The organism is Pseudoalteromonas sp. ND6B (assembly GCF_000764215.1).
Classification (GTDB): Bacteria; Pseudomonadota; Gammaproteobacteria; order Enterobacterales; family Alteromonadaceae; genus Pseudoalteromonas; species Pseudoalteromonas tetraodonis.
Genome location: NZ_JQFL01000080.1, coordinates 124,822 through 148,331 on the forward strand (window position 1 = coordinate 124,822; position 23,510 = coordinate 148,331).

Below are 23,510 nucleotides of genomic sequence, written 5' to 3' on the forward strand. Positions count from 1 at the left end.
GTCTAACTAATATTTTGTACCAACCAGTATAAGTCAGAGTGAACGCCAGCAGCAGTCACTTCTTTACCCGCACCGGGGCCTTGTATCACTAATGCGTTTTGGTTATACCACTGGGTATTAATCACAAAAATATTATCGCCGGGGGTCAAATTCGCAACCGCTTCGCTTTTTGGTACATAGGTAATCCCTACCTTAGCGTTTAGCGTGTTGTTTTCAAACTCTAATAACCCGGTGTAGCACAGTGCAGCATTTTGTTGCTGAGCCGCTTGCGCATGCTGCTCAATAAATGCATCTAAACGAGCCTTATTATCAATAAAGTCATTCCAGCTGCCTGCACTTAACTCATCGGGCATCAAAGCGGATAAAGAAATGTCATCAAGTTCCAATTCAATACCTAATTCACGCGCTAAAATAAGCAACTTACGTTGCATATCTCGTCCAGATAAGTCTTCTCGAGGATCAGGCTCTGTGAATCCCAAAGCTTGTGCTTCTAGAACTAAATCTGAAAACGCTTTACTGCCATCATACATACTGCATAACCATGACAGCGTGCCTGAAAATACGCCTTCTATTCGCGTTATTTTATCGCCACTATTTTGTAAATCAGCCAAGGCAAAATTAATCGGTAGTCCGGCCCCTACACTTGCATTATAACGCCAATGTAAGCCACGTTGAGCAAGGCTTTCACGTAGTGTTTGATACCACGAAAGCGATGCGGTTCCCGCGTATTTATTAGCACTAATTAGATGGCAGTTTAATTCAACTAACTTACTATAAAGCTGACTAAAATGTTCACTGGCGGTAATGTCGATCACTATTTTATGTTCATACTCAAGAGTATCTATGTATGACAATAAATCGGCTTGTTTATAGGAGCTTGCATGGTTTTCCCATTGAAGTTGCCAGCTTTCACAGTCTAATCCATTAGCATTCACCAGCATCTGCTCTGAGCGTAAAAGCGCTACTAACTTGACGTTAAAATCAGTTGATAAGCGTGCTAGTTGAGCAGGTAATTGGCGCATAAACTCAGCACCTACATTACCAAGTCCTGCAATAATTAAAGCTATTTCTTGTGCTTTATTAATGAGCTTGTCATGTAACAGGCTCAGCACATCACTTTCAAGTACTTGATCGGTTAATAGTAACGTATATCCCTCACCGTAATGGGTAAACCGAGGCTGGATAGATTGTGTTTGTAATAAGGCTTCACTTTGCTTACCAAGCGGCGCTACCTCTTGATCAGGTGCAATAATCGCCACCCCATTTAAGTTTGACTCACTAATATTGGCGCGGCCAGCAAAATAATTAGCCACCTGATGTGTCGCTGACGCAGGGACTAGTAAGTAGATTTCGCCTTCGTGTTCAAAGTGATGCAAACTATGCTGAATAAGTTGGCTAACATGTGCTACTTCGCCTTCACTCAGATCATCAACAATGAGTAAATCCACATTATTTACTGTGGTTAAAAAGCGTTTTTGTTTACTCATTCCTAGTTTAACTATTTCGGTATGACTGCCTTGAGGATCGTAACTACTGCGAACAACTAATTCTATATCGGTATCTTTTAATGGCGATAATGTTTTAGCGTGTAATACTGGATTACCTAACCTCGCTAATAAATTCGCTTGATCACGGCACACTCGCGCATACTTAACCGCATTAGCAACCTTACGCGGATCAGTACTAAAAACACCTTGAGTGTCAGTCCAAATAGAGACTTTTTTAGCATTGCAATACCGCGCTAATAAAGTGGCACTGTAATCACTGCCATTTCGCCCTAAGGTCACTGTTTCACCATGTAAATCAGCCGCAATAAACCCAGTAACTACATTAATTTTACTCGTCTGTATGGCTTTTAAGCACTGCTGCTGATTATTAGCATGCTGCAGCTGTCCGGCATCTAAAGTAAATAACTGCCTAGCGTCATGGGCACAAGCGCTAACGTTAAGCTGTTCTAAGTAAGCGCTTAGTAACCTTGCAGACCACAATTCACCATGTGCTAATAACGCAGCTTCAGCTAATGTTCCTTGCTTAGCCTGCTTGGTAATAATACTGAGCTCAGTTTCAAGTAAATCAAGCGCATGGTGCTTAGCGTTAGCTATTAATAATTGCTCAATCAGAGCTATTTGATGGTTACTCAATAGCAATACAATATCAGCAATAGCTTGAGTGTCTTGCTGTTGATAGCTTTGCCACAGTTTAACTAAGGTATCGGTGGTTTTACCGGCAGCCGATACCACCACACAATCCCCAGCTTGAGCATGAGTTAAAATAATATTTGCGACACTTTTAAAGCGATCCGCTGAGCTTAAACTCGAACCACCAAATTTATGAACCTGATTTACCATATTAATACCGACTCGCATTTATGTTTTGTATTTTGAAGATTGGTATGCACTACCATAACGCCGGATGCGCCGCGTTTAACTTTGCTGAACCAAATGATTCACTAGCACCACTTTTTGCCGATAGGCCGGGATCGGCTTGTCCTGGGCGCACCAAATTAAATACCCTGTCTAAGTCAGCGAGTAAATCATTTACATCTTCAATACCCACCGAGATACGAATAAGCGTGTCGCCTACTCCGGCTTCTGCACGCGCGGTTGCGTCCATGCCGGCGTGGGTCATAGTCGCAGGGTGACAAATCAAACTTTCTACTCCACCTAATGATTCCGCTAAGCTAAATTCATTTAAGCGCGTTAAAAACGCTGCAGCATCGTTTATATCGCCTTTTATATCAAAGCTAACCATAGCACCAAAGCCAAGCTGCTGCGCCTTAGCTAGCGCATGTTGAGGGTGTGATTCAAGACCTGGGTAGTAAACTTGGGCAACAAACTGGGAGCGTTCTAAATACTGTGCAATGGCGAGTGCACTTTCTTGGTGTTGCCTTAAACGCACGTTTAAAGTACGTAAGCCTCTGAGCGTTAAATAGCTATCAAATGGCGCGCCGGTGATGCCAATGTTATTTGCCCACCACGCTAACTCTTCACCTAACTCAGCAGTCGCTGCGATAACCGCGCCACCAACAACGTCTGAATGGCCATTGATATATTTTGTGGTTGAGTGCACCACAATATCAGCGCCAAACTTAATCGGGTTTTGTAATGCTGGCGATAAAAATGTGTTGTCGGCGGCAACCAGTGCACCACACTGTTTAGCTGTATCAGTTACCGCTTTAATATCTGTTAAGCGTAAAATAGGATTGCTAGGTGTTTCAATCCAAATCAGCTTAGGTTTAATAGCAAGGATGCGTGTCAAACTGTCGCTTTTGGTAAAATCGACCACTTCTAGTTTTAATAAGCCGCGCTTTTCTAGCGAAGTAAATAAGCGATAGCTGCCCCCATAACAGTCATGAGGGATCACTAACGTATCGTCACTATTAAGTAATTGTGTTGTTAGGTGAACGGCTGCCATGCCTGTTGCGGTAATAATGCCTTTAGCGCCACCTTCAAGCTCCGTGAGCGCCTCAGCCAAAATGTCACGATTGGGGTTACCACTGCGGCCATAATCATATTGGCGCTTTGTATCAAAGTCAGCAAATGAGTAAGTTGTTGATAAATAAAGCGGTGGAACAACCGCACCATGCTGTTTGTCGGCTTCTATTCCACTACGAACAGCAATTGTTGCCTTATTTTTTTCACTCATTTTCGCTACCTTTACTAATTTGGATGTTTAGACGTCTAAAAGGTAGCGCATGCAATTTAAGATGTCAAAACATTTAAATGTCTAGATAGCTAAATAACTAGTATTTGACTATCTTTTTTAAACCGATAGAATTTCACGCATATTTACACGCTTTGATGCTGTGTGAGCAATTTATAATCTGAGGCAACGATACATCTTATGGCTAAATGGAATGGTGAATATATTCACCCATACGCAGAACACGGGAAAAAATCCGAACAAGTAAAGAAGATCACCGTTTCGATCCCGCTAAATGTATTAAAAGTATTAACTGATGAACGTACTCGTCGTCAAATAAACAACTTACGTCATGCAACAAATAGCGAGCTTTTATGCGAAGCGTTTTTGCATGCGTTTACCGGGCAACCGCTGCCTAATGATGATGATTTGCGTAAAGATAACGCAGAAAAAGTACCTGAAGAAGTGAAGAAAATAATGCAAGAAATGGGACTAGAAGTGCCTATTTTAAATGAAGACTAGAAGGGTCTTTATACAAAAAAACCTCAGCAAATGCTGAGGTTTTTTTGCGCTAATTTACACTTAACAATTACGCCATGTAGTTTTCTGGCATATCAATTTGTGCCACACCTGAATCAACCGCCGCCTGCGCAACCGCTTTAGCTATACGTGGTAACAAACGTGGATCCATTGGTTTTGGTATAATATATTTAGCACCAAACTCTAATTTGTCGATGCCTGCGGCAGTAAGCACTTCAGTCGGCACGGGCTCTTTAGCAATACTGCGAATTGCTTCTACAGCAGCAATTTTCATCTCGTCGTTTATTTCACTGGCACGTACATCTAACGCACCACGGAAAATAAACGGAAAACACAATACGTTATTAACTTGATTCGGATAATCAGAGCGACCTGTAGCCATAATTAAATCGTTACGTGCAGCGTGTGCTAATTGCGGATCGATTTCAGGATCGGGGTTTGAACAAGCAAATACCACGGGTCTATCAGCCATTAATTTTAAATCTTCAGGGGCTAATAAATTAGGGCCCGATACACCCACAAACACATCGGCATCTTCAATTACATCTTGTAAAGTACGTTTATCGGTATTGTTTGCAAATAATTGCTTATATTCATTCAAGTCATCACGACGCGTATGAATAACTCCTTTGCGATCTAACATATAAATATGTTCACGCAACGCGCCACATTTAATTAAAAGCTCCATACAGGCAACAGCTGCAGCGCCGGCACCTAAACATACAATAATTGCATCTTCAATTGCTTTGCCCTGTACTTCCAGCGCGTTTAGCATACCCGCAGCCGTTACAATAGCCGTACCATGCTGATCATCATGAAAAACAGGAATGCTACAACGCTCTATAAGCGCTTTTTCTATTTCAAAACACTCGGGCGCTTTAATATCTTCTAAATTAATTCCACCAAAGGTGTCGGCAATATTAGCCACCGTGTTAATAAAGTCTTCGGTAGTACGGTGCTTAACTTCAATATCTATAGAGTCTAACCCTGCAAAACGCTTAAATAGTAGCGCTTTACCTTCCATAACGGGTTTTGAAGCCAGTGGACCTAAATTACCTAAGCCTAAAATTGCGGTGCCGTTAGTAATAACCGCAACCATATTTCCTTTACCAGTATATTTGTAGGCATTTGCTGGATCAGCGGCAATTTCACGAACAGGTTCTGCGACACCGGGGCTGTATGCGAGCGCGAGGTCTTTAACCGTCTCAGCGGGCTTGGTCAGCTCAATACTGATTTTACCTGGAACGGGATGGGCATGGTAATGTAGTGCTTGTTCACGAAAATCTGACATAACGCGATTATATCCTGCAATTTAAGTTAAAGTGAGAGGTAGTTTTAATCTACGATACCTTTATTATTTTTAAATTCCAAGCAATATCAGGTCTATCCTGTTATATGCTAGAACTGTTAATTTTAAGTGATTTATCAGCAACTTCCCTAGATTATCCTGACATTTTTAAAATATAAATTCGTCATAAAAATGAAAAACACAGGTACTTTTTGCCCTTGTTCTATTTTTATAAAGCGTATTTTTTAGTCTTAAATTAAAATAGTGAAATACCGAATTTTATTTAACTTTAAACACAAATAACCTCACGTTACCTGCATTTGAGTACCATCTTTAAAGTTTAACAAATAAAAATATAGAGAATATTGGCTGTTTTGTCTGCAAATGTTTATGCATACTCAGAATAAGAACAGGAAATAGTTATGCAAAAAAAATAAATACAAAATTGCTAATAAAGCAGGTAGGAAAGTAAATTTTGGCCACAAAAAAAGCACCCTAAGGTGCTTTTTTTACATAGAAACAAAAAATTATTTTTTGCTGCTAAGTGCACCGAAGCGCTTGTTGAAGCGATCAACACGGCCGCCAGTGTCTAAAATCTTTTGCTTACCAGTGTAAAACGGGTGACACGCAGAACATACGTCTAAGTGAATGTCTTTACACAGAGTAGAACGAGTTTCGAATTTGTTTCCGCATGAACAAGTTGCAGAAATTACTTCGTACTTAGGGTGAATACCTTCTTTCATAGGAACCTCTAGTTAAGGCCGCATCGCTCTCCAAACCCGAAGTCTGGCACCATACGTCGTTAAAACAAATTTATTGGCCGCGAATTTTATCCAACAACCCGCACGCACACAAGCTTTAATTACCCTTTTTGCTAAAAAGTCGGCAAACACCTATTCATTACTGATTTGTCGGTAGGCTTTTAATGCTATTTTTAGTACATTAAACCATTACGTTAATTGGTTGAGTTGTTATGCGTTTTGCTGAAGTTGCAATAAAAGTCCCCTTGCCTCGCACCTTTGATTATAAAGTGGATGAGCAATTAGTACCGCTGACTCAATTACAGCCTGGTATGCGCGTGTTAGTCCCTTTTGGTAATCAACGTAAAGTAGCGGTTATTCTTAGCTTAAAAGCGGAAACAGCAGTCCCCGAAGGCAAAATAAAATCTATTATTGAAGTTATTGACGACTCACCGGTGTTATCTGCGCAGCATTTAGAGCTACTGAAATTTACAGCGCGTTATTATTGCTATCCACTCGGTGAAACTATTCATATTGCATTGCCCAGTGCACTGCGCCAAGGTGAGTGCCCTGATAAAACCAGTATAAACATGGTGACATTAAGCGAAAAGGGGGCACTTTTACCGTCTTTAAAAGCTAAAACACAGCTTAATTTGCTTAAGCAATTATCAGCATCCGGTAAATCATCATTAACCGAACTCAAAGCCCTCGGGTTTAATAAAAAAACCATTGATACCCTTTTAGATAAAGAGCTAATAATTCAAACCATTGAGCACGACAATCAATGGCAACATACCTCGCCAACGGTTGGCAGCAAACCTCGTTTGAATAAAGAGCAAGCCATTGCCTGCACTGCAATTAATCAAAGTACGGGGTTTAATAGCTTTTTGCTAGAAGGTGTCACTGGCAGCGGAAAAACCGAAGTTTACCTGCAATGCCTAGAAGAAGTATTAAAACGTGGCGAACAGGCGTTAGTGCTCGTTCCTGAAATCGGGCTAACGCCTCAAACGGTCAATCGTTTTAGACGTCGCTTTCCTGACACCCCTATTATGTTATGGCACTCGGCATTAACCGATAACGAGCGTCTGCAAACATGGCGCTTTTGTGAAAAAGGCAGTTGCGCCATTGTTATAGGTACCCGTTCGAGTATTTTTCTGCCATTTTTAAAGCTCGGGATGATTGTGGTTGATGAGGAGCATGATGCCTCATTTAAACAACAAGACACTTTACGCTATCATGCCCGTGATTTAGCTGCGTATCGTGCCTATCAGCATCAAATTCCACTTATTTTAGGTAGCGCCACGCCAGCACTAGAAACACTGCATAAAGCTATTAATAACAAATACCAGTTGCTTACATTAAGTGAGCGCGCACAAACCGCCACCGATAATCAGTTTAAGCTGCTCGACATGAAAGGTCAGCCTGATAGAGCCGGTATTGCGCATGCCAGTCTTGCAATAATGCGCCAGCACCTGAATAGGGGAAAGCAGGTGATGGTATTTTTAAATCGCCGTGGGTTTTCTCCTACTTTGATTTGTCATGAATGTGGTTGGTTGAGTGAATGTAGCCGATGCAGCACCAGTGCGACTTTTCATAAGGCAATAGGCCAAATGATTTGCCACCATTGTGGCGATCAATATCATGTACCGCATCAATGCCCTGACTGTGGTAGTACGCAAATATTTCCTAACGGCAAGGGCACCGAGCAAATAGAAGAGTTTTTAAGTAGTGAATTTGCAGACACCCCGATCAGCCGTATCGACCGTGACTCAACTCGGCGTAAAGGTAGCCTTGAAAAAGCACTGGATGAAATAAACCAAGGCGGCGCACGTATTTTAGTTGGTACGCAAATGCTGGCAAAAGGCCACCATTTTGCTGATGTTAGCCTAGTACTTATTTTAGATGTGGATAGTGGTTTGTATTCGTGTGACTTTAGGGCTACTGAGCATTTAGCACAATTAGTAACACAAGTTGCAGGACGCGCGGGACGTTCTGGCGAACCCGGTGAAGTATTATTACAAACGCACTTTCCTGAGCACCCGTTATTACAAGACTTAGTTAATAATGGCTATCAAGATTTTGCCCGCTTTGCACTCACTGAGCGAAGTGATGCACAGTTGCCACCTATTACGAGTATGGCAATTGTTCGCGCACAAGGGCATAACATAAAGCAAGTCGTCGACTTTCTCACGGATTTGGTTCCTGTCAATGGGGTATCTGGTATACAATTGCTCGGACCGATCCCCGCGCCATTAGAAAAAATTGCGGGAATGTATCGTTTTCAATTACATATTCAAGCGCAAGATCGACGCATACTACATCAGTATCTCGCGCAAATGGTTGATTATCTCAGCACTAGCAAACTTGCACAAAAAGTTCGCTGGAGTTTAGACGTAGACCCTACAGACATGATTTAGGTAAGGCCACATATAACACCATGGCACAGCACGATTATATTAATAAAAAACCAAAAAATAGAAAAAACACTAAACAAGAGCCGGCTAAAAAACCCTTCCCGTTTTTGTTAATCATTATTGCCTTGTTACTAATCGGTGGTTTTGCATACGGACTCTGGTTTGTTAAAAACAATGCCGATCCAGAGCTTGTTGAAAAGCAAGCAAATCCAACACCCGAAAAACAAGTAGAAATAGCTAAACCGCGGCCACCTAAATTTATTAAAGAAATTAAAGAGCATGAGATTCAGGTTGAAGTAAAAGAACTTGAACAAAAAGGCCCTTATGTCATGCAATGTGGTTCATTTAGAACCCATCAGCAAGCTGAAACCTTAAAAGCTAAAATAGCCTTTGCAGGATTAATTTCAGAAATCAAAAAAACCACAGGCAGCAATGGTATTTGGTACAAAGTGCGTTTAGGGCCTTATGAAACCAAGCGTCATGCAGAAAGTGACAAGAACAAACTTAAACGAATTAATATTGTCGGCTGCGGAATTTGGGGCTGGACTTGAATTTAAACCATTCACCCATATAACCTCTTCATAATCGTTTTTTACGCGCTGCCCCTTGCAGCGCGATGATGAGGAATAACATGACTACAATTGTAAGTGTACGCCGTGATGACAAAGTTGTTATTGGTGGTGACGGCCAAGTATCTCTTGGTAACACAGTAATGAAGGGCAATGCCCGAAAAGTTCGACGCCTTTATAATGGCAAAGTTATCGCTGGGTTTGCTGGCGGCACTGCTGATGCCTTTACTCTTTTCGAACGTTTTGAAAGCAAATTAGAAATGCACCAAGGTAACCTCACTAAAGCTGCTGTAGAAATGGCTAAAGATTGGCGTAGCGATCGTGCTCTGCGTAAACTTGAAGCTTTACTTGCTGTTGCTGATGAAACAGCTTCGCTAATTATCACCGGCAACGGTGACGTGGTGCAACCAGAAAACGACCTAATCGCAATTGGCAGCGGCGGTAACTTTGCGCAATCAGCTGCAACCGCCTTATTAGAAAATACCGACTTAAGTGCTCGTGAAATTGTAGAGAAAAGTCTAACAATTGCTGGCAACATCTGTGTATTTACGAATAACTTCCAAACTATCGAAGAATTGTAATAGGAACTCGCTATGTCTGATATGACCCCAAGAGAAATTGTTCATGAGCTAGACCAACATATTATTGGCCAAGCTAAAGCGAAAAAAGCGGTTGCTATTGCCCTTCGTAATCGCTGGCGCCGTATGCAGTTAAACGAAGACTTACGCGCAGAAGTAACGCCAAAAAATATCTTAATGATTGGCCCTACGGGTGTAGGTAAAACTGAGATTGCTCGTCGTTTAGCAAAGCTTGCCAATGCACCTTTTATTAAAGTTGAAGCCACTAAATTTACAGAAGTAGGTTATGTCGGTAAAGAAGTTGAAACTATCATCCGTGATTTAGTTGATGTTTCAATTAAAATGACACGAGAGCAACAAACTAAAAAGTTCAAACATCGCGCTGAAGAAGCGGCTGAAGAACGTATATTAGATGTATTACTGCCTCCAGCGAAAGATCAATACGGTGAAGTTCAGCGCGATGAAAATTCATCGACACGCCAATCGTTTCGTAAAAAGTTACGCGAAGGCCAATTAGATGACAAAGAAATTGATATTGATTTAGCCCAAGCTCAACCTAATATTGAAATTATGGCTCCTCCTGGTATGGAAGAAATGACCAACCAGTTACAGGGAATGTTTCAAAACATGGGTGGTGATAAACGCACTAAGCGTAAGCTTAAAATTAAAGAAGCGTTTAAGTTACTTACTGAAGAAGAAGCCGGTAAACTGGTTAATCCTGAAGAATTAAAAGAACAGGCCATTTTTGCAGTAGAGCAAAACGGCATTGTGTTTATTGATGAAATAGACAAAATTTGTAAACGTGGTGAAGCCTCTGGCCCAGATGTAAGTCGTGAAGGTGTACAACGTGATTTACTTCCGCTTATTGAAGGCTCTACCGTTAATACCAAGCACGGCATGGTAAAAACTGACCACATGTTGTTTATTGCCTCAGGCGCATTCCAAATGTCTAAACCATCAGACATGATCCCTGAGTTACAAGGCCGTTTACCTATTCGTGTTGAACTTGAAGCACTCACAGCCGATGACTTTAAACGTATATTAACTGAGCCACACGCGTCACTTACTGAGCAACAACGCGAGCTACTCAAAACAGAGCAAGTCGCTATTGAATTTAGCGACGACGCAATTGAGCGTATTGCTAAGGCAGCATGGCAAGTAAACGAAAAAACCGAAAATATCGGTGCGCGTCGCCTTCATACAGTTATGGAAAGGCTAATGGAAGAGATTTCATATGACGCTTCTGAAAAAGCGGGTTCAAGTCTTGTTATCGATGCCGCCTACGTTGAGAAACACTTAGGTGCGCTAGTTGAAGATGAAGACTTAAGTCGTTTTATTCTTTAATTGAAAACACAAACAGTTATACTAAAAGCCTCCAATATGGAGGCTTTTTTGTAAGCGAGATGACGATGAAACAAGTTACAAAAGTGCACTATCATAGTGTGAGTAAAAATTTAGATGTTTATTTTGATGATAACTCTGAAGTTATATTTAGTGCTGAGTTTTTACGGGTACACTCTCCCTCAGCAGAGGTTCAAGGCCATGGATCTGAGCCTATGAAGTTAGTACTAAATAAACAAGCAGTGGGCATTAAAACCATTACGCCGGTAGGGCATTACGCGTTACGTTTAGAGTTTGACGATGGCCATAACAGCGGGCTGTTCAGCTGGCAATATTTTGCTAAATTACAAGCTGAACAAACAAGCTTATGGGATACGTATTTAGAGCGTGTTAAACAACATGAAAACAACAAAGACAGCGTACCCATAAAGTTTGTTCCCTAGTATTTAGTCTGAACTTATACTCTGTAAATGAGAAAAAAGCGGCAATTAAGCCACTTTTTTCTGTTAGTAGTTAAACCTTATATTTTGAAATTGCTTGATGAAGTACCCTTGCTTGCTCAGAGACCTCTTCACTGGTTTGCGCATTAGTTTGTGAGTGAGCCGCAGCCCCCTCTGCAATATCTCGAATACGGACCACGTTTTTATTTACCTCAGAAGCCACCTGACTTTGCTCATCTATAGCAGTAGCAATATGTGTACTCATTTCCATAATAGTTTGCACATCAATGGTAATTGATCCTAGCAGCTCACCCGCTTTTGTTGCTTGTGTAGCACTTTCGCCACCTTGAGTACGACATTGGTGCATGATACTCACAACTTCTTGAGTACGCTGTTGTAGGGTGTTAATAATGCCTTCTATTTCGCTGGTTGACTCCTGCGTGCGCTGTGCAAGTGAGCGCACTTCATCTGCAACAACCGCAAAGCCACGACCTTGTTCACCCGCTCTCGCCGCTTCAATGGCAGCATTTAAAGCAAGTAAATTAGTTTGCTCTGCAATCGCACGTATCACATCAAGCACAGAACCTATGGTTTCACCATCTTTTTCTAGCTGAGACACCACGCTGGAAGCTTTACCAAGTGAATCAGATAAGGCATTAATATGCTTAATAGTTGACTCTACTTCAACCTGACCTTGCTGGGCGCTTACATTGGTCGATTCAGCTTTTTTAGCGGCGGCTTCAGTATTGTGTGAAATATCTTGAATCGTTGCCTGCATTTCTGTAGCAGCGGTTGCTACCATATCCGCTTCATGTAATTGCTCTTGCATACCAGAGCTAGTCGCTGAGGTTGTTTCAGATAGATTCCCTGTTGCTATATTAAGCGTTGTTAGAGCCGTATTTACTTCATAGATGAGATCTTTAAAGTCACTAATTAAACTATTAAAGTCTATGGTCATCCTCGTTACTTCATCTTTCCCTTTATGCTCTATAAACAAGCTTAAGTCATTGTTTTGTCTTATCTTATCTATTGCTTGATAAACTTTTTCTATAGGTTGGATAATTGAACGACTGGTTAAGTACACAAGCAGCATAACGATGATACTAGCAATTATAAAAATGACTATTGCCAATAATTGCGCCTGCTGCGCCGTTTCAGTTACTTGCTCTTTAGTCGCATTAGTGATCAAAGTGACCACTTCATCACTTTTCTTGACGCTTATTCTCATTTTCCCTAGAGCACCCGAATTTAAATCGACGCCTAATTCCACCTGCGCCTCTACCAATGCAGTAAATTTATTTTGGTAGTTGGTCATTAACGTGGCTAATTGATTACGTGTATTATTGGGTAACTCTGCAGCATTTACTTGTTGTTTTAACTCGCTTGCTAATTTATTAAATCGATCTAAATACTTGGTATCTAAACGTAGCATAAAATCTTTTTCAGCTCGACGCAGCTGTAGCATAGTGGTGAGTAATTGGTAATTATTTTGCTCACTAAGCAATGTTTCTATTTTATGAACTGCTTCTCTCAGCTCGCCATATAAAGCGTCTTTTGGGTGCAACCCGATTTTACGCTGCAGTTTTACAACATTTTGAAAGTCGTCATAGTACTGTTGGGCTAACGTAGAAAATTGATTGACCTGAGCCGTAGCAATATTTAAATCTGCAGATAAAACAGATAGCTTTTCTAGTTTAAATTGTAGTTTTTTATATTCTTGTGCAAATAGCTCTAAACTAGACTCATCTTTGTAAAACAAAAAGTCTTTTTCGTATTTACGCATCGAAAGCTCATGCACATCTAGCTCTTCAGCGTACTGAATAGTTTCATTTAATTTAAGCATAATACGTGCTTCATAAATGATGATGCACAGCATAACAATCATAGCTAAGCCAACGATTAATGCGTTAAATTGTAAACGACGTTTAATCGTTAGATTCTGTAAAAAGTTCATTGTAAATACCTATATTAAATTTGCCAGTTCAGTATAACGTGATGCTTTCTTGTATTAACATAATTTTGTTACATGAAATAAACAATAATGCCTATCATTAAAAACCATAAAAAAGGGCTACCAGTAAAATTTAACCATTAACAAACTCCCTTTATACAAATGGACAATATAATCATCGGCCTGATCACAGTATTGTTTAATTTTAACAGTCTCGCCAATCAGAACTTAAATCTCTCGCACTTATAAGCGCTCAGTCCATAGCTTTAAAATATTTATTTATAAAGATGACAATTTTATTAAAAAATTATGAGTCGTGTTATTGATTTAGTTCTATTTCTGGCTAAATTTACTGCAATTAAGTCGTTGTTATTGAATATAAGGAGGGTATACTAAGTTACTAACTTATGTATCTTTTGAGGATAAAATAATGGATTACAGCACTTCTGATTTATGTGACCATTTCGCTGATGTGGTTGACGTGCTTGAACCTATGTTCATCAACTTTGGTGGTCGACACAGTTTTGGTGGCCGCATTAAAACGGTAAAATGTTTTGAAAATAATGAACTGATCCGTCAATTGCTTTCTCAAGATGGTACAGATCAGATTTTACTTATTGATGGTGGAGGCTCCACTCGCAGAGCCTTAATTGATATTGAACTGGCTGAGCTGGCACTTGAAAACAATTGGCAAGGTATTATTGTATATGGTGCACTGCGCCATGTTGATGAACTTGAAGAACTGGATTTAGGAATTCAAGCCATTGGATCAATTCCGGTTGCAGCTGACAGTGAAGGCGCGGGTGAAAGCGGCATAGGCGTTAACTTTGCGGGTGTATCATTTTTCGATGATGATTTTGTTTATGCCGACAGTACAGGTATTGTACTTTCTGCTGAAGAATTAGAGCTAGAAATAATAGAACTGTAGCGTGACAGCACACCTTAAAGTATATAACGAAAGCACGCTCAAGCGCATTTGTTCTAACCGTGCAGGTGAACAAAAAGCGTGGCAGTCAATGGCATTACTTGACGCAAACGTTAATATACAACAAGCGCTTACTGATGCTGCACAGTTTGGTATGCGCTTTGTTTTACTGGGCGTTTGCGAAGACATTGGACCTAGAGCCAATTTAGGTAAAGGCGGAGCACAGCATGCTTGGCCCGCTTTTTTACAACACTTTTTAAACCAACCTCACAATCACGCTATTGCCATGCAAAAAGTGTTACTGCTTGGCGAAGTAAACCTCGATGACTTAATGGAACAAGCACACCCGCTTGATAACCAAAATCCTCTCGATTTAGATCAATTACGTCAGTTGTGCGCTGAGATTGATGTGCGGGTTGAAGCAATTTTAAGCATGATTTTTAAAGCCGGTCTTGAACCCATCATTATTGGTGGCGGACATAATAACTGCTTAGGTATTATTCGCTCGCTTGCAAAATATAAAAACAGCGCAATTAACGCCATTAATTTAGACCCCCATGCCGACTTTAGAGAGTGTGAAGGCAGACACAGTGGCAATGGTTTTCACTACGCCTATCAAGAGCAGCACCTTAACAGTTACCATGTAATTGGCTTACATGAGCTTAAAAATAATCAACAAATTTTTAATGCGATGCAAAGTGCAAAATTTAGTTTCACCAGCTATCAAGCGATTAATGTTAGGCGAGAAACAAGTTTAACGGAGGCAACTAACAATGCACTAAACGCATTTGATAACGCACCGTTGGGAATAGAAGTTGATTTAGATAGCCTAACCAACATGCCTGCAAGCGCATTTAATTATTGCGGTTTTGATGTTAGCGATGGCGAGCATTATGTTTATTTAGCTGCAAGTAATCATCACAGTGCTTATTTACATTTATGCGAAGCAGCACCGTCGCAACATCCTCACTCTCTTGCTGCGGGTAAATTACAATGTGGTCAAGTTATCAGCGCCTTAGTAAATACCTACCTACAAACAAAGCAAAAAATCTAATCTTCCCTAGTCTTCTTGTGCCTGTAACCACTGTTTAAACCAACTCATTAACCCTAAGCTACTTAAAGGGTGTCCGAAGTAGTAGCCTTGTGAGGCATAAGCTTTCAAACTTTTCACAAATTTAAGTTGGTCCAGTGTTTCAACACCTTCAAAAATCACTTTTGTTTGTTGCTGATTATGCATTTCTACCATACCGCTTACTAAGCTGCGTATATTATTTTGATTACTAAAGTCAGCAGTTAAGGCAGGAGATACCTTAATATACTCCACCGCTAAACTTGGTAATTTAGACAGTAATACGGGGTTATCTCCCAAGCCATCAACGCATACTTTTAAACCTAAACTGTTAAGCCTTGCGATCATGGCTCTGCCTTTATCATCGAGGCTGGTAAAAACATGAAGCGGACATTCAATAATTAAATCGCCTGGCCTTAGTTGATGTTCACCAATGACTCCGTAAACAAAATCAACAAACTCTTCATTGAGCATTTCTGGGCCAAATAAATTAACACTCAAAGGCACCGACATCCCTTCCATACGAAGTGCCATGGCTAATTCGCCAGCACGCTCTATAACAAAGGTAGCCAGTGAATAACCAAGCCCTGCAATTCTAATATCATTTATAAATCGGCTTGCCGATAAGGTGCCTTGCGTGGGGTGTTGCCAACGTAATAACAATTCTAAAAACTCAATTTGGCCATCGCCGTTGCGAATAACGGGTTGAAAAAACAGCTCAAACTCATCAGCAAAGCTGATATTCGCAAGCTCTGTTAATCGCGCTTGTTGCTCTAAATGCTCAACCGTCATTTGTTGATGATAAGCCACTATTTGTTTACTTGGCTGACTATCAAGTGCCAAGTAAGCATGACTAATTAAATCATCAAAGTTCGTACTTTGTTGATCGCAATGAACATAACTGGCTCTTACCTTTACTTCAATAGTGCAATTTGCCACGTTAAAGGGCTTTAATGTAGCGCCAATAATTTGCTTGATAAGCTGTTGATGTAAATGATTATGGCTTTGTAGATCACAAATAAACGCAAAATTTAAGCCGCCTAAATGCGCTAATTTAGCGTGCGGAGCAAGGAACAACACTTCATCACTGTCTAGTAAGTCTTTTATTCGATTTGCCGACTGCGACAACAATAAGTCACCAAAATCTCGTCCAATATGTTGATTTACCTGCGCAAACCCCTCTAGCCTTAATACAATAAGTGCGGCTCTGAATGAACCTTCATCAGTAAGCTCATTATACTTTTGACGTAACTGTTGTTTATCGGGGAAGCTGGCTAAGGGTGAGTTTTCAACATACACCTCAGGCTCGGTTTGTGGCTTTAAAGGCGCAGTAGCTTTAGGCTCATTATCAGCTAAAAAACCACTGACTGAGAGCAGTAAAATAGCCATGAGCAACCACGCTAAATGCAGCGTAAAAAAGAGATACCCTATTAACAATAAAGCAAGTAATGCGCTTGCACAGGCACTGATAAGAAATGGTTTTTTTTGCTTTTGTAACTTCGCTTGATATAAATTAAAACCAAAACCTAGCGCTAGTAAAATAGAGAGCCAAGGTATTGCGCTACTCACCATAGCTAAGCCAATCAGCCCAGTACATAAAAAGCTGAGTCTCATTACGTTACTTTTAACGGTTAATAGCGTGGCAACCATTGCCATTAAAAGTGCACCACTTAAAAAAATAGCTAAATTGCTGTAGCTCAATAACGTTCCATCCATAGCTGACGTACTCACTGACATTAAATAAAACATAGGTTTAAGAGTTAATTTTATACAAACTAACTAAGTTTACCCAATATCCATAGATTTAACAGTTTATTTACCCCAAACTGATAACTTAATTGTGCAGGATGGTCAATTTGCCAATGAGCTATATCTGCGCGAGCGCCAACTTTTAACACCCCTCTATCAGTAAAACCTAAAGCACGAGCCGCATGTGCTGTTACGCCAGTTAATGCCTGCTCTGGGGTGAAATTAAATAAGGTACAGGCCATATTCATCATTAATTGCAACGAACATAATGGTGATGTGCCGGGATTAAAGTCACTGGCGATCGCAATGGGTACTTTGTATTTATTTAACAGCTCAATTGGTGGGTATTTCGTTTCTTTTAAAAAATAAAAAGCCCCAGGCAGTAATACCGCCACAGTGCCTGCGTTTGCCATAGCTTTAACGCCTGCTTCATCAAGGTATTCTAAATGATCAGCCGACAGGCCATTGTATTGTGCTACCAGCGCTGCACCGTGTTGATTTGATAATTGCTCGGCATGACACTTGATTGCCAAACCCTGTTTTTTAGCTGCATCAAATACGCGTTGAGTTTGTGCGTAGCTAAAGCCAATGTCTTCACAAAATACGTCAACGGCATCCACTAGGTCATGTTCAACAAGCGTGCTTAGCATTTCATTGCATACCAAATCTATGTAATCATCACTGCGGTTTTTAAACTCCAAAGGTAGCGCATGTGCCCCTAAAAAGGTGTTAACTACTTCAATGGGGTGATGTTGATTTAACAGCCTAGCCACCTCCAATATTTTTTTCTCATTGTCTATATCAAGCCCATACCCTGACTTAATTTCAACCGTCGTCACCCCTTCAGCTAACAATGCATTTAAACGCTCTTTTGCTGCTACAAATAACTGTTCGTGGTCAGCCTCTCGGGTTGCTTTAACTGTACTTGCTATTCCCCCTCCCTGCGCGGCTATTTGCTGATAGCTCACGCCCTGCAAACGCTGCTCAAACTCTTGCGCACGAGAACCGGCAAACACTAAATGTGTATGGCAATCAATTAAGCCTGGGGTTAACCATTGCCCTTTTACACTTAATATCGGGGTGGCTAACACATCAAAATGAGGTAAGTCAGCTTGCTTACCTAGCCACACTATTTTGCCATTTTTAATAGCTAATGCCGCATTTTCTATCGCCCCATAAGGCGCATCAATATTGCTATCCATGGTCGCAATGTTGGCATCTGTGAGCAATAAATCGATATCATTTAACTGTTCTGTAGACTCTGTGGCTTGCATAAGTTTCTCCGCGATAATGTTCAAACGAGTTTAACAACACATCTTGTATATACAAGGTAATTATGCCATCTTATTAAGTATTGTTTATTTTTAATACACCAAAAGCGTCTATGCCAACACCTAAATTTACACAAATAAAACAGTTTATTGTGGACAAAATACGCAGTGGGCTTTGGCTTGAAAACCAACGCGTGCCCTCAGAAAATGAACTAGCAAAGCAGTTTGCGGTAAGCAGAATGACCGCACGTCGAGCGTTAAGTGAGCTAACTGATACAGACATTTTAACCCGTAGCCAAGGGCTAGGTACTTTTGTCGCAAGCTTTAAGTCGCAGTCATCACTACTGGAAATAAAAAACATTGCGCATGAAGTCAAAGAGCGAAACGGAAACTACAGCTGCACAGTACAGGTGTTGGAATCAATCAATGCCGTGGCGCCAATTGCTATTGCTTTAGGTGTTGAGGTAGATAGTGTGGTGTACCGAAGTGTCATTATTCATAACGAAAATGACAGCCCCTTGCAAGTTGAAGAACGCTTTGTAAACCCGTTACTTGCAAAGGATTATTTACAACAAGATTTTACCGCTCTCACCCCACACGAATACCTATCAACGGTTGCCCCTTTAACACAAGCAAGGCACACCGTAGAGGCTATAACGCCAAATAATGAAATGTGTCAATGGCTTAACCTGTATAACGAAGAGCCATGCTTACAAGTAATACGCCGCACTTGGTCGGTTAACGGGATTGTTAGCTTTGCACGACTTATATCGCCGGGCAGTAAGTACCGCTTGGGCGGGCAATTAACATTTAAAAATAATAATAAAGCGCATAACGCTTAATACTATTTAACAGGAGTGAACAATGAATTATCGACTGGACACACAGCGCACAATACGCGCGCAACATGGCAATCAAATAACCACCAAAAGCTGGCAAACCGAAGCGGCTAAACGCATGCTAATGAATAATTTAGACCCTGATGTTGCCGAACACCCTCAAGCTTTGGTGGTGTATGGCGGGATTGGCCGTGCTGCCCGTGATTGGCCAAGCTATGACAAAATAATTGAAACGCTTGAACGCCTAGAAGATGACGAAACTCTATTAGTGCAATCAGGCAAACCGGTGGGTGTATTTAAAACTCATAGCAATGCACCACGTGTGTTAATTGCCAATTCAAACCTAGTACCGCACTGGGCAAACTGGGAGCACTTTAACGAGTTAGATAAAAAAGGCTTGATGATGTATGGCCAAATGACCGCTGGGTCTTGGATTTACATTGGCTCTCAAGGCATAGTGCAAGGCACTTACGAAACGTTTGTGGCTATGGCAAAACAGCATTTTGCTGGTAATGCTAAAGGTAAGTGGGTATTAACGGGTGGCCTTGGAGGTATGGGGGGCGCACAACCATTAGCGGCTACTATGGCAGGCTTTAGTGCCTTGGTGGTGGAATGTGATGAAAGCCGTATCGATTTTCGGATAAAAACAGGATATGTCGATGTAAAAGCCACAGATCTTGAGCATGCACTAAAATTAATAACAGATGCTTGCATAAAAGGTGAAGCGCTTTCTGTGGGTTTACTAGGTAACGCCGCCGATGTGTTTAGTACCTTAGTAAAAAGTGGGGTGACCCCCGATATAGTTACCGATCAAACCTCAGCTCATGATCCACTTAACGGTTACCTGCCACAAGATTGGAGTATGGAATACGCAGCTAAAATGCGAATCGATAACCCACAAGCAGTTGTAAAAGCGGCTAAACAGTCAATGGCAGTCCAAGTAAAGGCGATGCTGGCACTACAAAAAGCGGGCGCAGCAACAACCGACTATGGCAATAATATTCGTCAAATGGCCCTAGAAGAAGGCGTGAGTAATGCATTTGATTTCCCTGGGTTTGTGCCTGCGTATATTCGTCCATTATTTTGTGAAGGTATTGGTCCATTTAGGTGGGTAGCGCTATCTGGCGATCCTGAAGATATTTATAAAACCGATGCAAAAGTAAAAGAGCTCATTCCAGATGATAAACACCTGCATAATTGGCTTGATATGGCGCGTGAGCGAATTCAATTTCAAGGCTTGCCTGCACGTATTTGTTGGGTCGGTTTAAAAGATAGAGCGCGCCTTGCTGTTGCCTTTAACGATATGGTTAAAAGCGGTGAGCTTAAAGCGCCGGTAGTTATTGGACGAGATCATCTCGACTCAGGCTCAGTTGCCAGTCCTAACCGTGAAACTGAAAGTATGAAAGATGGCTCCGACGCGGTCTCCGATTGGCCACTATTAAATGCTCTGCTTAATACCGCAGGCGGTGCTACTTGGGTATCGCTTCATCATGGCGGTGGTGTAGGTATGGGTTTTAGCCAGCACTCAGGCGTAGTGATTGTTGCCGATGGTACTGATGAAGCAGAGCAGCGTCTTGCTCGAGTATTATGGAACGATCCCGCCACCGGTGTAATGCGCCATGCTGATGCGGGTTATGAAATTGCAAAAAACTGTGCGCAACAGCAGCAGCTAGACCTACCAATGCTTAATGAGGACAAGTCATGATTTCATATACACTCAAACCGGGTCAGCTTGACTTAAACACGCTAAGAAAAATTAACAAATCAGCCATACACTTAACTCTGGCCAATGATGCACAGGCGCAAATAGCTGCCAGTGCTCAAACAGTCCAAAACGTGATAAACGAACATCGCACTGTATATGGTATTAATACTGGCTTTGGGTTATTGGCCAATACTAAAATCGCTGACGATGAACTCGAACTATTACAACGCAGTATTGTGCTTTCACACGCCGCAGGTATTGGTGAGTTAATGGATGACAGCACCGTTAGATTGATGATCACACTAAAAATAAACTCTTTATCGCGCGGTTATTCTGGTATTCGCTTAGCTGTGCTTGAGTTTTTTATGCAGCTGCTTAAAAGTGAAGTTTACCCTTGCGTGCCTAAAAAGGGCTCAGTGGGTGCATCGGGCGATTTAGCACCGCTTGCGCATATGTGTTTACCTTTATTAGGTGAGGGTAAAATGCGTTATCAAGGTGAGCTGATAAGCGCTACACAAGGGCTAAAAATTGCGGGGCTTGAGCCACTAACATTAGCTGCAAAAGAAGGGTTAGCCTTATTGAATGGCACCCAAGCATCCACTGCATTTGCACTACAAGGCTTATTTAGAGCCGAAGACTTGTACGCACAAAGCTGTGTTATTGGCTCTATCAGTATAGAAGCGGCCATGGGCAGTCGCGCGCCATTTGATGTGCGTATTCATGACATTCGTGGTCAGCAAGGGCAAATAGATACGGCTCACGTATTTAGAGAATTACTCGATACCCACTCACAAATTAGTGACTCACATATTAATTGTGAAAAAGTACAAGACCCATATTGCCTGCGCTGCCAGCCGCAAGTTCTTGGTGCATGTTTAACCCAAATACGTCAAGCCGCCGAAGTACTACTGTGTGAATCAAACGGAGTAACCGATAACCCTCTCGTATTTGCCGATGTAGGGGATATTATTTCAGGCGGAAACTTTCATGCTGAGCCCGTTGCTATGGCCGCTGATAACCTGGCGATTGCTATTGCTGAAATTGGCGCCTTAGCTGAGCGACGTATTGCTCTATTGATTGACTCTAATTTATCTAAATTACCGCCATTTTTAGTAAAAAACGGTGGGGTAAATTCAGGATTTATGATTGCTCAAGTCACCGCGGCTGCACTGGCCTCTGAAAACAAATCCTTAGCACACCCTGCTTCGGTAGATAGCTTACCGACTTCAGCAAATCAGGAAGACCATGTTTCTATGGCAACGTTTGCAGCACGACGACTAGTTGATATGGCTAATAATACGCAAGGCGTACTGGCCATAGAATGGCTCAGTGCTGCCCAAGGGCTTGAGTTTAGAGCACCACTACGCGCATGTGATAAAGTAGAAAGTGCCAAAGCACTGCTACGCCAACATGTTAGCTATTACGACAAAGACCGGTATTTTGCTCCCGATATTGAAGCGGCCAACACGCTACTAAGTGAAGGCAAGTTGTGTGACTTCATAAGCCACTCCCCCTTACCTTCTTATTAAATACCATACTGATAACTAAAACCCAGTGCTTCTATCGCTGAGCCAATAACTTTGCGCTCAGCGACCTCATTACTACTAAAGCTCGGCATTTGTGTGCCATACAGCTCACACTTTTGCGCATAATAATCTGCTTTGGTCGGGTGCGCTGGATTCACCACGTTATAAATGCTCTGTCCTTGCGACCAGTTATTAAGGACCGCATAAATAGCATTGATCACATCTTGTTGATGCACCATATTCACTACTTGCTGACTAGAGGTATTGAGTTCTTTACCCGCCACAAAACGACCAGGCTCTCTATTTGGCCCCAACAATCCGGCTAAGCGAAGCACTTTACCTTGCTGTTCAAGCACTTGCTCTTCAGCGTCATACAGCTTTATTTGTCGCTCGTTAGTGCCTGATATATCGCTGCTTTCACTATAAACGCCAGGTTCTTGATCATACACCCCAGTCGATGAGCACAATAAAAAGCCTTTGCAATTAAGCTCAGTTGCCAGCTTTAACGCCTGCTCAAGCACTTGCGGATAATCACTTTCGCTATCTCGACTGCGAGGCGGGATTGCACAGACCCAATACGCATTTTGTAAATCAACTTGGTGCTGCAACTCACCGTTTTGTAAAACAAACTGACGTTCAAAATCAAATTGATGAGTGTCACTTCGATGAGTCCCCTGCACTTGCCAACCTTGTTTTTGTGCATCAATACATAAGGCTTGGCCAAGCCAGCCAGCGCCAAGAACGACTAAATTATCTTTGTTGGTTTGCACTTTATTTACCCTTATTAAAACTCAATCAACGCGTTTTATAGCGATAAAAAATATAATTAACTTTATGCGACTAAAAATAATATTAGCAAACGCTGGTTGCAGAAGATATTAACACACGCTTTTTTTCGATTAGTAATCTCTTTAATGATACCG

Annotated in this window: 19 protein-coding genes; 11 read left to right on the forward strand and 8 right to left on the reverse strand. The window is 41.4% G+C overall.

Annotated elements, in window-relative coordinates; translation table 11 throughout:
* Positions 1–2: 2 nt before the first annotated feature.
* Together metL and metB are read right to left on the reverse strand one after the other, a co-directional pair.
* Complete coding sequence (gene metL, locus ND6B_RS01375) at positions 3–2,348, reverse strand: bifunctional aspartate kinase/homoserine dehydrogenase II (RefSeq protein WP_033104327.1); 2,346 nt, start codon at positions 2,346–2,348, stop codon at positions 3–5.
* 49 nt (positions 2,349–2,397) lie between these two features.
* Entirely contained in the window at positions 2,398–3,645 is a 1,248-nt protein-coding gene (gene metB / locus ND6B_RS01370) for a cystathionine gamma-synthase (RefSeq protein ID WP_033104302.1), read from the reverse strand.
* 198 nt (positions 3,646–3,843) lie between these two features.
* On the opposite strand from metB, the gene metJ reads away from it, so the two are divergent.
* Positions 3,844–4,164 carry a met regulon transcriptional regulator MetJ gene (gene metJ, locus ND6B_RS01365; protein ID WP_008115021.1) on the forward strand — a complete coding sequence of 107 codons (321 nt, stop codon included), beginning with the start codon at positions 3,844–3,846 and terminating at the stop codon, positions 4,162–4,164.
* Between the two features lie 67 nt (positions 4,165–4,231).
* Here metJ and ND6B_RS01360 read toward each other — a convergent pair whose 3' ends face one another.
* Positions 4,232–5,473, reverse strand: coding sequence for a malic enzyme-like NAD(P)-binding protein (locus ND6B_RS01360; protein WP_013463901.1), 1,242 nt, complete (start codon positions 5,471–5,473; stop codon positions 4,232–4,234).
* A 524-nt stretch (positions 5,474–5,997) separates the two neighbouring features.
* Entirely contained in the window at positions 5,998–6,213 is a 216-nt protein-coding gene (gene rpmE / locus ND6B_RS01355; RefSeq protein WP_008115018.1) for a 50S ribosomal protein L31, read from the reverse strand.
* 230 nt (positions 6,214–6,443) lie between these two features.
* Between rpmE and priA the strand changes: the two genes are divergently transcribed.
* The 5 genes from priA (at position 6,444) to ND6B_RS01330 (ending at position 11,555) form a co-directional block, all read left to right on the forward strand.
* Positions 6,444–8,627 carry a primosomal protein N' gene (gene priA / locus ND6B_RS01350; protein ID WP_024602143.1) on the forward strand — a complete coding sequence of 728 codons (2,184 nt, stop codon included), beginning with the start codon at positions 6,444–6,446 and terminating at the stop codon, positions 8,625–8,627.
* 20 nt (positions 8,628–8,647) lie between these two features.
* Positions 8,648–9,175: an SPOR domain-containing protein gene (locus ND6B_RS01345; RefSeq protein ID WP_008115014.1), complete on the forward strand. Its 528-nt coding sequence runs from the start codon at positions 8,648–8,650 to the stop codon at positions 9,173–9,175.
* Positions 9,176–9,255: 80 nt separating this feature from the next.
* A complete protein-coding gene (gene hslV, locus ND6B_RS01340) occupies positions 9,256–9,774 on the forward strand; it encodes an ATP-dependent protease subunit HslV (RefSeq protein ID WP_008115012.1) in 519 nt (172 codons plus the stop codon).
* A gap of 12 nt (positions 9,775–9,786) precedes the next feature.
* On the forward strand, positions 9,787–11,115 hold the full coding sequence (gene hslU, locus ND6B_RS01335; RefSeq protein WP_013463899.1) for an HslU--HslV peptidase ATPase subunit: 1,329 nt from the start codon (positions 9,787–9,789) through the stop codon (positions 11,113–11,115).
* Between the two features lie 65 nt (positions 11,116–11,180).
* The gene (locus ND6B_RS01330) at positions 11,181–11,555 is read left to right on the forward strand and encodes a gamma-butyrobetaine hydroxylase-like domain-containing protein (RefSeq protein WP_008115008.1); all 375 of its coding nucleotides are present in this window, start codon (positions 11,181–11,183) and stop codon (positions 11,553–11,555) included.
* Between the two features lie 70 nt (positions 11,556–11,625).
* Here the strand turns inward: ND6B_RS01330 and ND6B_RS01325 are convergent, their stop codons facing one another.
* On the reverse strand, positions 11,626–13,506 hold the full coding sequence (locus ND6B_RS01325) for a methyl-accepting chemotaxis protein (protein ID WP_033104303.1): 1,881 nt from the start codon (positions 13,504–13,506) through the stop codon (positions 11,626–11,628).
* 427 nt (positions 13,507–13,933) lie between these two features.
* On the opposite strand from ND6B_RS01325, the gene rraA reads away from it, so the two are divergent.
* Together rraA and ND6B_RS01315 are read left to right on the forward strand one after the other, a co-directional pair.
* A complete protein-coding gene (gene rraA, locus ND6B_RS01320) occupies positions 13,934–14,431 on the forward strand; it encodes a ribonuclease E activity regulator RraA (RefSeq protein ID WP_008115004.1) in 498 nt (165 codons plus the stop codon).
* A gap of 1 nt (position 14,432) precedes the next feature.
* A complete protein-coding gene (locus ND6B_RS01315; protein ID WP_033104304.1) occupies positions 14,433–15,482 on the forward strand; it encodes a formimidoylglutamase in 1,050 nt (349 codons plus the stop codon).
* A 6-nt stretch (positions 15,483–15,488) separates the two neighbouring features.
* Here the strand turns inward: ND6B_RS01315 and ND6B_RS01310 are convergent, their stop codons facing one another.
* Positions 15,489–17,213, reverse strand: coding sequence for a GGDEF domain-containing phosphodiesterase (locus ND6B_RS01310; protein ID WP_033104305.1), 1,725 nt, complete (start codon positions 17,211–17,213; stop codon positions 15,489–15,491).
* 59 nt (positions 17,214–17,272) lie between these two features.
* Positions 17,273–18,520 carry an imidazolonepropionase gene (gene hutI / locus ND6B_RS01305; protein WP_033104306.1) on the reverse strand — a complete coding sequence of 416 codons (1,248 nt, stop codon included), beginning with the start codon at positions 18,518–18,520 and terminating at the stop codon, positions 17,273–17,275.
* A gap of 110 nt (positions 18,521–18,630) precedes the next feature.
* On the opposite strand from hutI, the gene hutC reads away from it, so the two are divergent.
* From hutC to hutH, 3 genes are read left to right on the forward strand one after another with little or no spacing between them, the layout of a single operon-like run.
* The gene (gene hutC, locus ND6B_RS01300; protein WP_033104307.1) at positions 18,631–19,359 is read left to right on the forward strand and encodes a histidine utilization repressor; all 729 of its coding nucleotides are present in this window, start codon (positions 18,631–18,633) and stop codon (positions 19,357–19,359) included.
* Positions 19,360–19,381: 22 nt separating this feature from the next.
* Positions 19,382–21,061 (forward strand): urocanate hydratase, encoded by a 1,680-nt coding sequence (gene hutU, locus ND6B_RS01295; protein WP_033104308.1) that lies wholly within the window; start codon positions 19,382–19,384, stop codon positions 21,059–21,061.
* Complete coding sequence (gene hutH / locus ND6B_RS01290) at positions 21,058–22,590, forward strand: histidine ammonia-lyase (RefSeq protein WP_033104309.1); 1,533 nt, start codon at positions 21,058–21,060, stop codon at positions 22,588–22,590. Before hutU ends, hutH begins: the two co-directional genes overlap by 4 nt.
* Here the strand turns inward: hutH and ND6B_RS01285 are convergent.
* Positions 22,587–23,357 (reverse strand): NADP-binding protein, encoded by a 771-nt coding sequence (locus tag ND6B_RS01285; RefSeq protein WP_016899310.1) that lies wholly within the window; start codon positions 23,355–23,357, stop codon positions 22,587–22,589. The genes hutH and ND6B_RS01285 overlap by 4 nt on opposite strands.
* Between the last annotated feature and the right edge of the window lie 153 nt (positions 23,358–23,510).

What these genes read in the sequence shown, in the direction of transcription:
- hutU (WP_033104308.1), top strand. Translation starts at nt 19,382, where the DNA reads ATGAATTATCGACTGGACACACAGCGCACAATACGCGCGCAACATGGC.
- hutH (WP_033104309.1), top strand. Translation starts at nt 21,058, where the DNA reads ATGATTTCATATACACTCAAACCGGGTCAGCTTGACTTAAACACGCTA.
- hutI (WP_033104306.1), bottom strand. Translation starts at nt 18,520, where the DNA reads ATGCAAGCCACAGAGTCTACAGAACAGTTAAATGATATCGATTTATTG.
- rraA (WP_008115004.1), top strand. Translation starts at nt 13,934, where the DNA reads ATGGATTACAGCACTTCTGATTTATGTGACCATTTCGCTGATGTGGTT.
- hslV (WP_008115012.1), top strand. Translation starts at nt 9,256, where the DNA reads ATGACTACAATTGTAAGTGTACGCCGTGATGACAAAGTTGTTATTGGT.
- ND6B_RS01345 (WP_008115014.1), top strand. Translation starts at nt 8,648, where the DNA reads ATGGCACAGCACGATTATATTAATAAAAAACCAAAAAATAGAAAAAAC.
- metB (WP_033104302.1), bottom strand. Translation starts at nt 3,645, where the DNA reads ATGAGTGAAAAAAATAAGGCAACAATTGCTGTTCGTAGTGGAATAGAA.
- ND6B_RS01325 (WP_033104303.1), bottom strand. Translation starts at nt 13,506, where the DNA reads ATGAACTTTTTACAGAATCTAACGATTAAACGTCGTTTACAATTTAAC.
- ND6B_RS01360 (WP_013463901.1), bottom strand. Translation starts at nt 5,473, where the DNA reads ATGTCAGATTTTCGTGAACAAGCACTACATTACCATGCCCATCCCGTT.
- hslU (WP_013463899.1), top strand. Translation starts at nt 9,787, where the DNA reads ATGTCTGATATGACCCCAAGAGAAATTGTTCATGAGCTAGACCAACAT.
- metL (WP_033104327.1), bottom strand. Translation starts at nt 2,348, where the DNA reads ATGGTAAATCAGGTTCATAAATTTGGTGGTTCGAGTTTAAGCTCAGCG.
- rpmE (WP_008115018.1), bottom strand. Translation starts at nt 6,213, where the DNA reads ATGAAAGAAGGTATTCACCCTAAGTACGAAGTAATTTCTGCAACTTGT.
- priA (WP_024602143.1), top strand. Translation starts at nt 6,444, where the DNA reads ATGCGTTTTGCTGAAGTTGCAATAAAAGTCCCCTTGCCTCGCACCTTT.
- ND6B_RS01310 (WP_033104305.1), bottom strand. Translation starts at nt 17,213, where the DNA reads ATGGATGGAACGTTATTGAGCTACAGCAATTTAGCTATTTTTTTAAGT.
- ND6B_RS01330 (WP_008115008.1), top strand. Translation starts at nt 11,181, where the DNA reads ATGAAACAAGTTACAAAAGTGCACTATCATAGTGTGAGTAAAAATTTA.
- metJ (WP_008115021.1), top strand. Translation starts at nt 3,844, where the DNA reads ATGGCTAAATGGAATGGTGAATATATTCACCCATACGCAGAACACGGG.
- hutC (WP_033104307.1), top strand. Translation starts at nt 18,631, where the DNA reads ATGCCAACACCTAAATTTACACAAATAAAACAGTTTATTGTGGACAAA.